The sequence below is a fragment of the Cryptosporangium japonicum genome (assembly GCF_039524755.1).
GTDB classification, from domain to species: Bacteria; Actinomycetota; Actinomycetes; order Mycobacteriales; family Cryptosporangiaceae; genus Cryptosporangium; species Cryptosporangium japonicum.
Genome location: NZ_BAAAGX010000020.1, coordinates 41234 through 54221 on the forward strand (window position 1 = coordinate 41234; position 12988 = coordinate 54221).

Here is a 12988-nt window from a genome sequence, read left to right on the forward strand (position 1 = left end):
CGGTCAATGGCACGCTCGTACGACCTGGTCCTGTACGGCGCCACCGGCTTCACCGGTGGCCTGACCGCGGAGTACCTGGCAGCGCACGCGCCCGCCGGGCTCCGCTGGGCCCTCGCCGGCCGCGACCTCGGAAAACTGGCCGAGGTCCGCGGGCGGCTCGGTCGTCGGGCGGCCGAACTGCCCCTGCTGCACGCCGACGCCGGGGACGCCGCGTCGCTGCGCCGGCTCGCCGAGTCGACCGAGGTGGTGGCCAGCACCGTCGGGCCGTACGTGAAGTACGGCGACCCGCTGGTGGCCGCGTGCGCCGCCGCCGGCACCGACTACACCGACCTGACCGGTGAGCCGCGTTTCGTCGACGAGACCTACCTGCGCCACCACGCGACCGCGGTGCGGACCGGCGCCCGCCTCGTGCACGCGTGCGGGTTCGACTCGATCCCGGCCGACCTCGGCACGTGGTTCACCGTCCAGCAGCTGCCGGGCGGCGTGCCGTTACGGGTGGAGAGCTTCTACCGGGTCTCCGGCCGGGCGTCGGCGGGCACCGTGCACTCGCTGGTGGGCGCGGTCGCCGACGCCGGCGCGGCCCGGCAGGCGGCCCGGGAGCGCCGTCGCCGCGACCCCGCGCCCGGGGCCGAGCCGCTCCGGCTGCTCCCCCGCACCCACCCGGTGGGCCTCTGGACCCTGCCGATGCCGACGCTCGACCCGCAGATCGTCGGGCGGTCGGCGGCCGCGCTGGGGTACGGGCCCGGCTTCACCTACGGGCAGTACCTGGCGTTGCCGTCGCCGGTGCACGTGGCCGGTGCGCTCGCCGGCACGGCCGCGATCGCCGCCGCGGCGTCGTGGGCGCCGGCTCGCGAGCGGCTGCTCGGGCGGTTCGCGTCCGGTTCCGGGCCCACCGCCGAGCAGCGGCTCGCCGGCTGGATGTCGGTGCGGTTCAGCGGGGTGGCCGCGGACGGCACGCGCGTGCTGACCGAGGTGCACAGCGACCTCGACCCCGGTTACGCGTCGACCGCGATCATGCTCGGCGAGTCGACGCTCTGCCTGGCCCTGGACGAACTGCCGGCCACCGCCGGGCAGGTGACCACGGCCGCGGCGATGGGCGCCCGGCTGGTCGAGCGGCTCGACGCGGCCGGCATCACGTTCCGCGTCCGGCGGCGGTGGCCCCGGTCCGGGTAGCCGACGCCGTCTCCGCGGCGGCCAGGCGCACCAGGAAACACGCGCCGGTCGGGCGGTTGGGCCGGTAGGCGAGCCCGATCCGGCCGGCCTCGGCGAGCGTGCGCACGATGTAGAGCCCGAGCCCGGTGCCCCGTTTGGTGGTCGCGACGCCGGTCTCGGCCCGGCTGAACCGCTCGAACAGGTACGGGACGAAGTCGGCCGGCACCCCCTCGCCGTGGTCGCAGACCGCGAGCTCGACCGTGCCGTCCTCCGCGCGCGCGGTGAGATCGAACGGCGGCGCCCCGTACTTCACCGCGTTGCCGAGCAGGTTGGTGACGATCTGCTGCAGGTGTCCGGGGTCGGCACGCACCCGGACGTCCTCCGGCACCGAGATCGTGACGTCGAGCGCCTGGTCCGGCGGCAGCGTGACCACGGCGTCGCGCAACGCCTCGCGCAGGCCGACCGGCACCACCTTGGGGGTGAGCACGCCGGCGTCGAGCTGGGCCACCGTGAGGATGTCCTCGACCAGCCCGTTCAGCCGCCGCCCGGCGGCCTCTATCCCCCGCAGGTACTGCTGTTTTCGCTGGTCGGGTAGCTGGTCCCAGTCGTCGGCCAGGGTCTCGGTGTAACCCAGGATGCCGGTGATCGGCTGGCGCACGTCGTGCGAGAGCATCGCGACGAAGTCGGCCATCCGGTCCCTGGCGTCGGTCAGGTTGCCGTTGATCCGTTCCAGCTCGTCGGCGTGTTCGGCCAGCTGGGCCCGCGCCGCCGCCTCCTCCTCCTCCAGCCGCTTGCGTTCGGTGACGTCGACGACCTGCGCGGTGAACCGCACCGGCGCGTTCTCCAGGTCGCGGTGGAGCGTCACGGTCGTGGCGCCGTGCACGACCCGCCCGTCCGCGTGCCGGTAGCGCTGCTCCCGGGTGAAGCCAGGGGTGGCCCCGGCCAGCGTCTCGCGCATCGCCGCTTCGGTCCCCGGCACGTCCTCCGGGTGCGTGACCTCGGCGAACAACACTCCGGCGAGGGCGTCCGGCGGCCGCCCGAGCATCGCGCCGAACGCCCGGTTGACCTGCTTGATGCGGCCGGTCGGATCGATGAGCGCCATGCCGGCGAGCGAATGGTCGAAGACGGTCCGGAACCGCTGTTCGCTCAGCCGGAGCGCGCGGCGGCTGCGCGAGCCGCGAGCCGAGATGAACACCGCGATCAACCCGACGGCGGCCGCGGTGGCCAGCCCGACCCGTCCCCCGGTCGTCGCGCCGGAGAGCGGGGCGTAGAGCGACTCGTCCGGCACCGTCGCGACCAGGCGCCAGCCGGTGCCCGAGACCGGGTAGCTGCTGAACGTCCAGCGTCGGCCGCCGGACCCGTACCCGTCGAAGACCCGGCCGGCCGGGTGTCGCGCCAGCATCGCGGCCATCGTCGGCTCGGCCGTGTCCAACGTCTGGTTCCGGCCGGTGACCGACCGGTTCGCGGCCACCACGCGGCCCGCGCCGTCGGTCAGGTAGACCCGGTTGCCCGGGATCGTCAGCGCTTTCGCGAGGTAGGCCGAGAGCGGGCTGCGGGCGACCTCGACCGCGCCGGAGAACACGCGGCGGCCGTACGGGGTGTCGTACGGCATCGCGAACGCGGTCACCGCGAGCCGCCCACTGGCCGACGGTACGACCGGCGACACCGCGGGCACGCCGGTGCGGAGCGCGGTCGTCAGGTGCGGGTACTCCGGCCGGAGCAGGTTCCGGCCGATGAGCGCGGGGTTCGGCGGCGCGACGTGGAGCACGCGACCGCGCGCGTCGAGGAGCACGGCGGCGGGGTAACCGAACGTGGTGACCGAACGCCGGAAGTCGGCGTCGTCCACGGTCTCCGCGGCCAGGAACGTGGTGGCCTGCTGGCGTTCGCGCGAGAGCAGGTCCTGCACGTAGCTGGCCACGAACTGGCTGCCGAGCGACACCCGGACGTCGAAGCGCTGTTCCAGGTCGTCCCGGCTGGAGCGCTGCGCCCACGACAACGTCGCCGCCACGACCGCGCAGAGCAGCAGCCACACGCCGGCCGGCAGCACGACGTCCCGCATCCGGGCCATCGGCCCGGATTTCGCCACGCGCTTCACCACGAAGAGTTAACCAGCTAAATTATGACAAAAACACCATCTTGCTCGGCGAATCAATCCTTCGCGTAGCGCTCGAGCGTGGTGAGCACCTGGGCCGCCGCGGTGCTCAGCGTCGCGAGTTCGGCGTCGGTGAACTCGCGCGGCTCCAGACCGATCACGCAGTGCGTGCCGATGACCTGACCGTCCGGCGTGCTCAGCGGCACCCCCGCGTAACTGCGGACACCCTGGTGGACGACGAGCGGGTTGTCGTGCTCCTCCGGGTCGCGTGACATGTCGGTCACGACCTGGGGGCGCCCCGACCGCACCGCGCGGACGCAGAACGACCACTCGATCGGCACGTTCACGGCGTCGCCGTACTCGTCGAGCCCGTAGCTGCCCCGGACCACCGCCGCGGAGTCGAGCATCAGGTTGGTCATCGCGATCGGCTGGCGCAGCCGCTCGGCCGTGCTCGCGGCGATCGCGTCCAGCTCCTCGACCAGGTCCGGGTCGGCGAGGTCGTACCGGGCGAGCGCGCTCAGTCGCGCGAAGGACGACAGCGCGTCCAGGTCGGCGTCGGTGATCCGCTTCACGGCGCACTGCTCCGCATCAGCTCGTAGACCTGGGCGAGGCGGTCGTAGCTGGCGAGCCGGATCGCCAGCGCCTCACCACAGAGCGCGGTGACCGGGGCCGCCGACCGCATCGCGTCGAGCAGGCGGTCGATCGCCCCGGGGTCGGTCTCGGTGCCGTGCAGCCGGGCGGTGGACAGGAGCTCGGCCCAGATGCCGGGCGCCTGCGGACCGTAGATCCGCTCCACCGCGCGCCGCGCGTCGGCCAAATCGGGTCGAGTCACCCCGGCCACCGCGGAAGAAGTCACAGCTTCTCCCATCGGCCGGGAACTTCCGGAGCTGAGCGGTGCACACTGACGTCCGTGGCGATCTTTTCTCCCGGCTTCCAGGGCCGGCGGCGGTCGGCGACCGGCCTGCTCCCGCCCGGCCAGTACGAGACGAACGGCTTCCCGGTGCTCTCCGCCGGGCCCACCCCCCGAGTGCCGCTGGACACCTGGGAATTCACGCTGACGACCGAGGACGGCACGAGCCGCACCTGGTCGTGGAGCGAGTTCCAGGCGCTCCCGACGGCGAACCCCACCGTCGACATCCACTGCGTCACCAAGTGGTCGAAGTTCGGCACGACCTGGGAGGGCGTGTCGCTCGACACGCTGCTCGACGGCGTCGAGACCGCGGCCGAACACGTGCTCGTGCACTCCTACGGCGGGTACACGACGAACCTGCCGCTGGCCGACCTGCGCGGCGGGAAGGCCTGGCTGGCCTTCGGCTACGACGGCAAGCCGCTGCACCCCGAGCACGGCGGTCCGGTGCGGCTGCTCGTGCCGCACCTGTACTTCTGGAAGTCGGCCAAGTGGGTGAAGCGGCTGGAGCTGCTGGTCACCGACAAGAAGGGCTTCTGGGAGCGGGCGGGCTACCACAACTACGGCGACCCGTGGCGGGAACAGCGCTACGACGGGGACTGAGCGTCCGGAACCAGGCCCGGCAGAACAGCACGGCGAGGACGAGGTCGACCGCGTCACCGCCGTAGTAGAGGAGCAGCGCGCCCGGCTCGGCGCCCGGCGACCGCGCGTAGAGGTACTTGGCCAGGATGCCGTGCCCGGCCGACGCCGCGACGAGCACCGCCGCCCGGAACCGGAACCCGGCCGGGCGGGGGTGCGTGCCGAGGATCGCGGCCGTGAACAGGTAGCCGGCCAGCAGCATGTGGACGTGGACGAGCGGGTGGTCGGCGTACGGCGTGGTCCAGAGCAGCCAGAGCGCTCCGACGTTCAGCAGCGCGGCGATCGCCGGGTTGCCGAGCGTCCGCAGCGGGAGTGAGCGGAGCAGACGCACGAGCGTGCGGGCACGGGCCACCGGCAGCGCGCGCAGCGCGAGCCGGACCGGCCGGCCGAGCGCGAGCAGAAGCGGGGCCACCATGCCGACGAGCAGGTGGCTCAGCACCTGGTGGGTGAACCCGTGGCCGGGGAGCAGGACGCCGACGCCGAGGACACCGAGCCCGCCCGCCCAGCAGGCGCGGTACCGCGCCGGCCAGCCGGGCCCGACCTCGCTCACCGCGAGCCGGTAGACGACCAGCGGCACCACCAGGGCCGACCCGATCAGCAGCAGCCCCGCCGCCGACCACCCGTGGTTCACGTCGCGACCCGGCGGGCCCGGATCAGCAGGGTCGCGCCGGCGGCGAGCAGCACCACCGCGACGACGTTCCACGCCCAGTCGTAGGGCGCGACGTCGACGTGGTAGCGGATCTGGTGCAGGCGCAGCAGCTTGTGCTGGACCGTACCGTCGTAGAGCTGGAAGGCACCGGCCGCGGCCAGCTGCCCGCCCCACCAGCGCCGCGCCGCGAACGCCCGGCGCCGCCGCAGGTCGGCCAGCAGGAACAGCGCCGCCACGGTCGCGAACCAGCTCGCCGCGTGGAAGATCCCGTCGGAGACCAGCCCGGCCGCGGTGGTCGACTTGTCGTAGAAGTGATGCCAGTGCAGCAGCTGGTGAAAGATCGTCTCGTCGACGAACGCCGCGACCCCGAGACCGAGCAGCGCTCCGGACAGCACGTTGCGTTCCACGCGGTCGGCTTCCCGGCGCGTCGGTCCGTAAACGCGGGGCCGCGCCGCACCGGCCGATTGGGCCACACTCCACGAATGCGACAAACCGGCGGTTCCGGAAATAGACGCTTCAGTCGGCGCACCGCGCTGGTGTTCGGGGCCGGCCTTCTCGCCGGCTGCCGCACCGCGCCGGGCGGGGCCGGTGGCGTGGTCACCGGAGGCACCGTCGAAGCCGCCACCGACGCGCTCCTGCGCGACGCCGGCACCTGCCGCCCGTCCGTCCAACTCGCACAGGGCCCGTACTGGTTCGACGTCGACCGGCTGCGTAGCGACCTGCGGGAGACCCGCCGCGGCACCACCCTCCGGCTCGCGCTCCGGGTCGTCGACGGCGCCGGCTGCGGACGGGCGCCGGTGCGCGACGCGGTGGTCGAGATCTGGCACTGCGACGCGGCCGGGCGCTACTCCGGCTTCGACGGGCCGGACCGCACCGCACCGGCGAACCCGCCGCTCGGCTGGCCGAACACGCGGGGCGCCGAACGGCCCGCGGCCGACCCGACCGGCGACCCGATGGGCTACGACACCCGCACGTCCGACGGTTCCTACAGCGTCGGCGACGCCGAGGCCCAGCCCGCCGACGACGGCACGTACCTGCGCGGCGCCCAGCCCACCGGCGCGGACGGCGTCGCGCGGTTCACCACGATCTACCCCGGCTGGTACGTCGGGCGGGCGCCGCACGTCCACGTCAAGGTGTACCTCCGGCGCCGCACCGTGCTCTGCACCCAACTGTTCTTCGACGACGCGACGAACGACGAGGCGCACCGCACACCCCCGTACCGCCCCGGCGCGCCGCGCAACCGGTCGGACCTGTTCTTCCAGGACTCGCTGCTGCTGGCCGTGCGCCGGTTCGGCGACGCCTACCTGGGCGCGATCACCCTCGGCGTCGATCTGCTCGACGTCCCGCCGGGCGCCCCAGGTACCCTAGGGGGGTAGAGTAGGCGCATGGCACACGCGTACATCGCCGACAAGGACGCCTACCTCAAACGGTTGCGGCGGATCGAGGGGCAGATCCGCGGGCTGCAGCGCATGGTCGAGCAGGAGGAGTACTGCATCGACATCCTCACCCAGGTCTCCGCCGCGACGAAGGCCCTCCAGTCGGTGGCGCTCGGCCTGCTCGACGAGCACCTGGCGCACTGCGTGGTCGACGCCGCCCGTAACGGCGGCCCGGAGGCGGACGCGAAGGTCCGCGAGGCTTCCGAGGCGATCGCGCGTCTCGTTCGATCCTAGGGAGAGATCCATGTCTGTTACGGCGACCTACCCGGTGACCGGGATGACCTGCCAGCACTGCGTGAACGCGGTGACGTCCGAGGTGGGCGAGGTACCCGGCGTCACCGCGGTCGAGGTCGACCTGGCCGCCGGCTCGGTGACCGTGACCAGCGACGCCCCGGTCGACGTCGACCAACTACGAGCCGCGGTGGACGAGGCCGGTTACGAACTGGTCAGCTAACCCCCGCCGGTTCGTGCGTGACCCCGGCATCGTCACCGCGCGGATCAGGGCTGGCCCGGGCAGGTCTCGTCCGGGTCGACCTTAGCCAGCAAGGTGCCGACCAGATCACCGAAGCGGGCCAGTTCCGCCGGGGTCAACGGGTCGACGACGAGCGAACGCACGGTGGCCACGTGGCCGGGTGCGGTGCGCACGACCTTCTCCCAACCGTCCTCGGTGAGCACCGCGTTCGTCGCGCGGCCGTCCTCGGCGCACGGTTCGCGCCGCACCCAGCCCCGCAGCTCCAGGCGTTTCACCACGTGCGACAAGCGCGACAGCGAGCCGTTCGCCAGCTCGGCCAGCTGGCTCATCCGCAGCGTCCGGTTCGGAGCTTCGGAGAGCCGCGACAGCACCATGTACTCGAAGTGGCTCACCCCGGCGTCGCGCTGGAGCTGCGTGTCGAGCGCCGCGGGGAGCTTGATCAGCAGACCGGCCAGGCGCAGCCAGGTGCGCTGCTGGTCGGCGTCGAGCCAGGGGGCTTCGGATTCCACCCCTCCAGTGTACGCCATAAGTTGACGCTTCAACTTTCGAACCGTACGGTGGTTAAAGGTTCAACTAGTTAAGGGGCCGTGACCATGCACCCGTTCGACACGCACCTGGAGAAGACCGCGGCGGCGGCGCCGCACGCGCTCTGGACGCCCGAGGACGGTCCGCTCCCCTCCCTCTACCTGAGCCACGGCGCTCCCCCGCTGTTCGAGGACGCCACCTGGATGGACCAGCTGTTCGCCTGGGCGCGGTCCCTGCCCAAGCCGAAGGCGATCCTGATCATCTCGGCGCACTGGGAGATGGCGCCGCTCTCGGTGAGCAGCACCGGGGCCAACACCACGCCGGTCTACGACTTCGGCGGCTTCGACCCCCGCTACTACCGGATGCGCTACGACACTCCGGACTCGACCGACCTCGCGTCCCAGCTGCTCGCGGTGCTGCCCGACACCGAGACGGTCTACGAGCACCGCGAGCGCGGCCTCGACCACGGCGCCTGGGTGCCGCTGAAGGTGATGTACCCCGACGCCGACGTCCCGGTGCTGCAGATGAGCATCCCGACGCACGACCCGGCGCGGCTGCTGGCCCTCGGCGAGCGGCTCCGGCCGCTGCGTGAACAGGGTGTCCTGGTGATCGGCTCCGGCTTCATGACGCACGGCCTGCAGTTCCTGCGCGACTACTCGCTCGACGCGAAGGCACCGGGCTGGTCGGCCGAGTTCGACGCGTGGGCCGCCGACGCGCTGGCCCGCGGTGACGTCGACGAGCTGGCGGCGTTCCGCGACCGGGCGCCCGGCATGCCGTACGCGCACCCGACCGTGGAGCACTTCACGCCGCTCTTCGTCGCGCTCGGCGCGGCCGCGAACCCCGAGGCGCCGGTGACCACGACCGTCGACGGCTTCTTCCTCGGCCTGGCGAAGCGGTCCTTCCAAGCAGCCTGAGCGGTGTTCGCGCATCAGTGGTGGCCCTGATGCGCGAACGCCTTTTCGGCAGATGTGTCATCGGACGAACAGTCCGCACGTCGTGTCACCGATCGTCCCTGCCTGCGGAAACCTGGACCCTGTGCGTACGGCCAGAGAGACCCCGCGGCCGCCACCCCACTCGAGGAGTACGCACCATGACCGCCCGGACTCTCCGCCTGCTGCTCGCCGCGGCCGCCACCACCGGCGTCTTCGCCCTGACGGGCTGCGGCAAGATCACGATCTCCACCGACGGCTCCTCCCCCTCGACGACGCCCACGGGTGCCGCGCAGCAGCCGTCGAGCGCCGCGACCGCCTCCGACGACGGCCAGGCCGCCTCCGACGGGCTCGGCACCGACGTCAACCAGCTGAACCCGTGCAAGCTGCTGACACCCGCCGAGGTCAACCAGTTCACCGGTAGAGAGATAACCCAGATCGACCGCGACAACTCCACCGCGGGCACCACCCGGTACTGCCAGTGGCAGCTGGAGCAGGGTGTGCTCGTGCTGAGCCTGTCGCCGACCTCGGCCGACGACTTCGCGGTGCGCGACCCCGCCGCGCAGGACTTCGACGGCGTGGGCGACGAGGCGTTCACCAGCTCCGGTCACCTCTACGTCCGCAGCGGCGACCTCTCGATCGACGTCTACTCGACGAGCAAGGGCGGCGACGGCGGCAGCGCCGAGAACATCGCCGTGGAGAAGACCGTCGCCCAGCGCGTGATCGACCAGCTCTGAGCACTCCGGGGCCGCTCCCTACGAGGGGGCGGCCCCGTCACGCGTTCAGCAGGCCGCCGAGCAGGGCGGAGATCACCCGCTCGAAGAGTTCGTCGGCCCCCGGCCCCGGCCCCGCCGCCGACCCGAACATCGCCGCGAGGTGCGGATAGCGCTCCGGCGTGACGACCGCGGCCAGGTAGCGCGCGGTCGCGGCCCGCCCGTCGGCCGTCGTCGACGAGCGGGTCGACAGCTCGTCCCGGGCGAACAGGCTGACGACGCCGCTCAGCATCGCCACCGCCTCGAGCTTGGCCTGCGCCGGCCGGTCGAGCGCGCTCAGCGCCGCCAGCCCCTGCTCCAGATAGGCCACTCCGTTCGGCCCGATGCCGGTGGCGCCGGGGTGGATCTCGACCATCCAGGGATGACGCCGGTAGAGCCCACGTAGGTCGCGGCCGATCGAGAGCGCGTCGGCGAGCCAGTCGCCGCTGACCGGCTTCGGGTACGCGAGCTCGCCGGTGACCGCGTCGACCATCAGGTCCACCAGCTCGTCCCGGGTGGCCACGTACCGGTAGAGCGACGCCGTACCGGCGCCGAGCGCCCCGGCGACCTTGCGCATCGACACCGCGGCCAGCCCGGACGCGTCGGCCAGCGCGATCCCCGCGGCGGCGATCCGCTCGCGGCTGTACTCCGGCGCCGGCCCGTGCCCGGTGCGTTCAGGCCGGAGCCAGATCGGGTCGTTCATCGCACCTCCTTTGCGAACACCGTACCCAGTCGGGTACCGTCCTCTACTGCGAACACCGATCGCAGTAGAGGAGGCTCGCATGATCGAAGCCCGCCACCTGGTGAAAACCTATGGAAACGTCCGCGCGCTGGACGGGCTCGACCTGACCGTCCCGGCCGGGACCGTGTGCGCACTGCTGGGTCCCAACGGTGCCGGCAAGACCACCGCGGTACGGATACTAACGACGCTGGCCACCCCCGATTCCGGGCACGCCACCATCGGCGGGTTCGACGTCGTCGGCCGGCCGCAGCGCGTCCGGGAACTGATCGGGCTGGCCGGGCAGCACGCGGCCGTCGACGACGACCTGACCGGCCGGGAGAACCTGGTCATCCTCGGCCTGATGCTGCACCTGGGCCGCCGCGCCGCCACAGCGCGGGCCGACGAGCTGCTCGAACAGTTCGACCTGGCCCCGGCCGCCCGGCGCCTGGTCAAGACGTACTCGGGCGGGATGCGCAGGCGGCTCGACCTGATCGCGGCGTTCCTGGTCGAGCCGGCGCTGCTGGTGCTCGACGAGCCGACGACCGGGCTCGACCCGCGCAGCCGCCAGGAGATCTGGACGGCGGTCACCGACCGCGCCGCCGCCGGCACCACCGTGCTGCTCACCACGCAGTACCTGGAGGAGGCGGACCGGCTGGCCGGGCAGGTGGTCATCGTCGACGCCGGCCGGGTCGTCGCCGAAGGCACCCCGGACGCGCTGAAGGACGCCCTCGGCGCGCGCGTCGACGTGGTGGTGGAACACCCCACCGACGCCACCGCGGCCGCCACCACGCTCGAACGCTGGGCCACCGGCAGCCCGGTGATCGACGGAACCCAGGTCAGCGCGGCGGTGCCGGCCGGGGTCGTCACGCTGCCCGAGGTGGTGCGCGCCCTCGACGCCGACGCGCTCGCGGTGGCCGACGTGCGGCTGCGCCGCCCCACGCTCGACGAGGTGTTCCTGGACCGGACGGAGGCAGTGGTATGACGAGTGCGGTGGTCGACGGGATGGCCGCGGCCGAGCGGGTGCTCACCCGGCTGCGTCACGACCCGTCCGGAATCGCGTTGACGCTGGCCGGGCCGGTCGTACTGGTCATCGCGTTCGGCTACATCATCGGCAGCGCGATCGAGGTGCCCGGCGGCGGGTACCGGGCGTACCTGCTGCCCGGCCTGTTCGTCGTGATCGCGGTGAACATCCTCCCGCCGCTGGTGACGATGGTGCGCGACAACCAGCTCGGGGTCGTCGACCGGTACCGCTCGATGCCGATCGCCCGCAGCGCGGTGCCGTTCGGGCAGGCGGCGGCCACCAGTGTCTACGGCCTGGTGAACTTCGTCCTGATGGGGCTGATCGGGTTGCTCGTCGGGTGGCGGATCGAGCGCGGGGCCGGCCGGGCGCTGGCCGCGCTGGGGTTGCTGCTGCTGGTGCAGTTCGCGATGACCTGGGTCGGGCTCTACCTGGGGCTGGTCGTGAAGAGCCAGGAGGCGGCCGGGCAGTTGTCGGTGGTCGTGCTGCCGATCTCGATGGTGTCGAACGTGATGGTGCCGACCGGCGGGATGCCCGGCTGGCTGCGGGTGATCGCGGAGTGGAACCCGGTGAGCGCGCTCGGGCAGGCCGTGCGTGAACTGTGCGGGAACCCGATCCCGGCCGAGTCGTCGGCCTGGCCGCTGCAGCACCCGGTCGCGGCGTCACTGCTCTACGCGGGCGTGATCCTCGCGATCTTCGTCCCCGCGACGACGCTGCGGTTCGCCCGTCCCCGTTAGCTCCACAGAGCCACGTGGACGGGTGGGCGGCGCGGGGTGCTCGGGGTGGCGCCGGGTGGGGCGAGCATCGCGGCGGTGGCACCGGGCGTGGTGACGAACTCCTGCAGCGCCCTGGCCGCCGCACTCGCCCGGCCCCGCCCGAGCACGGTGGCGTACCAGAGCCCCTGCACCGGCGTGCCCGGCAGCGGTAACCGCACGAGCGTCCCGAGCCGCAGGTCGGCCCGCACGACGTGCCCGAGCGCGAGCATCACCCCGTCGCCGGCGCGGGTGGCGTCGATGGCCTCGGTCTCGGTGGGGAAGCGGACGAGGTCGGGCCAGGTCGGCAGACCGGCGAGCCACCGGCCCTCCTCGGACAGCTCCTCCAGGCCGGCCGGGCCGGTCAGCCAGACCTGGCGCAGCGGCTCCGCGCGGGGTGAATCCGCCACCAGGACGCGTTGGTAGCGCAGGAACGGGACGGCGTCCAACGAGTCGCCCGCGGCCGGGCGCGGCCCCAGCGCGACGTCGGCGACGCGCCGCGCCAGCGCGTCCGCGAGGTCGGCGCCCTCGAGCACCACGAGGTCCACTTCGCAGTCCGGCAGCCGCCGGGTGAACGCGTCGAGCAGCGCGCCGGCCGCGTGTTCACCGAAGTCCGCGGTCGCGGCCACCCGCAACGACCGGGTGGCGGTGACGGTCTCGGCCACCTCGCGCCGCGCCTGGTCGGCGAGCCCGACGATCTCCTCGGCGTGCACGGCCAGCCGCCGGCCGCCGGGCGTGAACGCGATGCCCCCGCCGGCCCGCACGAACAGCGGATCGCCGAGCTCGGACCGGAGCGCCGCGACCGCCGCCGAAACGGCCGGTTCGCTCACCCCGAGCTCCGCCGCGGCCGCGCGCAGCGAGCCCAGCCGGACGACCAACGCAAACGTGCGCAACTGGCTCAGGGTCATCGCCGACACCTCTTAACCGTTCGCTTATGACGACCT

At 72.9% G+C, this 12988-nt stretch carries 17 protein-coding genes; 9 read left to right on the plus strand and 8 right to left on the minus strand.

From position 1 onward, the window contains the following. Positions 1–6 precede the first annotated feature (6 nt). Positions 7–1173 carry a saccharopine dehydrogenase family protein gene (locus ABD437_RS25305; RefSeq protein ID WP_344651417.1) on the plus strand — a complete coding sequence of 389 codons (1167 nt, stop codon included), beginning with the start codon at positions 7–9 and terminating at the stop codon, positions 1171–1173. Here the strand turns inward: ABD437_RS25305 and ABD437_RS25310 are convergent. From ABD437_RS25310 to ABD437_RS25320, 3 genes are all read right to left on the minus strand, one after another. After that, entirely contained in the window at positions 1133–3238 is a 2106-nt protein-coding gene (locus ABD437_RS25310; protein ID WP_344651418.1) for a sensor histidine kinase, read from the minus strand. The genes ABD437_RS25305 and ABD437_RS25310 overlap by 41 nt on opposite strands. Before the next feature lie 62 nt (positions 3239–3300). Continuing rightward, positions 3301–3816 carry a GAF domain-containing protein gene (locus ABD437_RS25315; protein WP_344651419.1) on the minus strand — a complete coding sequence of 172 codons (516 nt, stop codon included), beginning with the start codon at positions 3814–3816 and terminating at the stop codon, positions 3301–3303. Continuing rightward, entirely contained in the window at positions 3813–4076 is a 264-nt protein-coding gene (locus ABD437_RS25320) for a hypothetical protein (protein ID WP_344651420.1), read from the minus strand. Before ABD437_RS25320 ends, ABD437_RS25315 begins: the two co-directional genes overlap by 4 nt. A 78-nt stretch (positions 4077–4154) precedes the next feature. Between ABD437_RS25320 and ABD437_RS25325 the strand changes: the two genes are divergently transcribed. After that, on the plus strand, positions 4155–4754 hold the full coding sequence (locus ABD437_RS25325) for a sulfite oxidase-like oxidoreductase (RefSeq protein WP_344651421.1): 600 nt from the start codon (positions 4155–4157) through the stop codon (positions 4752–4754). Here ABD437_RS25325 and ABD437_RS25330 read toward each other — a convergent pair. Together ABD437_RS25330 and ABD437_RS25335 are read right to left on the minus strand one after the other, a co-directional pair. Then, positions 4669–5421 (minus strand): cytochrome c oxidase assembly protein, encoded by a 753-nt coding sequence (locus ABD437_RS25330; RefSeq protein ID WP_344651422.1) that lies wholly within the window; start codon positions 5419–5421, stop codon positions 4669–4671. The two genes, ABD437_RS25325 and ABD437_RS25330, sit on opposite strands and share 86 nt — an antisense overlap. Next, on the minus strand, positions 5418–5846 hold the full coding sequence (locus tag ABD437_RS25335) for a DUF2243 domain-containing protein (RefSeq protein ID WP_344651423.1): 429 nt from the start codon (positions 5844–5846) through the stop codon (positions 5418–5420). The genes ABD437_RS25330 and ABD437_RS25335 overlap by 4 nt, the downstream gene beginning before the upstream one ends. Positions 5847–5921: 75 nt before the next feature. Here ABD437_RS25335 and ABD437_RS25340 point away from each other — a divergent pair, with 75 nt between their 5' ends. The 3 genes from ABD437_RS25340 to ABD437_RS25350 are packed head-to-tail and all read left to right on the plus strand — an operon-like array spanning position 5922 to position 7329. Beyond that, entirely contained in the window at positions 5922–6815 is an 894-nt protein-coding gene (locus tag ABD437_RS25340) for a peptidase associated/transthyretin-like domain-containing protein (RefSeq protein ID WP_344651424.1), read from the plus strand. 9 nt (positions 6816–6824) lie between these two features. After that, positions 6825–7109, plus strand: coding sequence for a metal-sensitive transcriptional regulator (locus ABD437_RS25345; RefSeq protein ID WP_344651425.1), 285 nt, complete (start codon positions 6825–6827; stop codon positions 7107–7109). A gap of 10 nt (positions 7110–7119) precedes the next feature. Then, complete coding sequence (locus ABD437_RS25350) at positions 7120–7329, plus strand: heavy-metal-associated domain-containing protein (RefSeq protein WP_344651426.1); 210 nt, start codon at positions 7120–7122, stop codon at positions 7327–7329. Positions 7330–7373: 44 nt separating this feature from the next. On the opposite strand, the gene ABD437_RS25355 is transcribed toward ABD437_RS25350, so the two are convergent. After that, the gene (locus ABD437_RS25355) at positions 7374–7856 is read right to left on the minus strand and encodes a MarR family winged helix-turn-helix transcriptional regulator (protein WP_344651427.1); all 483 of its coding nucleotides are present in this window, start codon (positions 7854–7856) and stop codon (positions 7374–7376) included. A gap of 84 nt (positions 7857–7940) precedes the next feature. Here ABD437_RS25355 and ABD437_RS25360 point away from each other — a divergent pair, with 84 nt between their 5' ends. Beyond that, the gene (locus ABD437_RS25360; RefSeq protein WP_344651735.1) at positions 7941–8786 is read left to right on the plus strand and encodes a dioxygenase family protein; all 846 of its coding nucleotides are present in this window, start codon (positions 7941–7943) and stop codon (positions 8784–8786) included. A 176-nt stretch (positions 8787–8962) separates the two neighbouring features. Then, entirely contained in the window at positions 8963–9538 is a 576-nt protein-coding gene (locus ABD437_RS25365) for a DUF3558 family protein (protein ID WP_344651428.1), read from the plus strand. Positions 9539–9575: 37 nt separating this feature from the next. On the opposite strand, the gene ABD437_RS25370 is transcribed toward ABD437_RS25365, so the two are convergent. Further along, positions 9576–10256, minus strand: a complete 681-nt coding sequence (locus tag ABD437_RS25370; RefSeq protein ID WP_344651429.1) for a TetR/AcrR family transcriptional regulator — start codon at positions 10254–10256, stop codon at positions 9576–9578. A 79-nt stretch (positions 10257–10335) separates the two neighbouring features. Here ABD437_RS25370 and ABD437_RS25375 point away from each other — a divergent pair, with 79 nt between their 5' ends. Beyond that, positions 10336–11256: an ABC transporter ATP-binding protein gene (locus ABD437_RS25375; protein ID WP_344651430.1), complete on the plus strand. Its 921-nt coding sequence runs from the start codon at positions 10336–10338 to the stop codon at positions 11254–11256. Continuing rightward, on the plus strand, positions 11253–12029 hold the full coding sequence (locus ABD437_RS25380) for an ABC transporter permease (RefSeq protein ID WP_344651431.1): 777 nt from the start codon (positions 11253–11255) through the stop codon (positions 12027–12029). The genes ABD437_RS25375 and ABD437_RS25380 overlap by 4 nt, the downstream gene beginning before the upstream one ends. On the opposite strand, the gene ABD437_RS25385 is transcribed toward ABD437_RS25380, so the two are convergent. Then, the gene (locus tag ABD437_RS25385; RefSeq protein ID WP_344651432.1) at positions 12026–12952 is read right to left on the minus strand and encodes a LysR family transcriptional regulator; all 927 of its coding nucleotides are present in this window, start codon (positions 12950–12952) and stop codon (positions 12026–12028) included. The two genes, ABD437_RS25380 and ABD437_RS25385, sit on opposite strands and share 4 nt — an antisense overlap. Between the last annotated feature and the right edge of the window lie 36 nt (positions 12953–12988).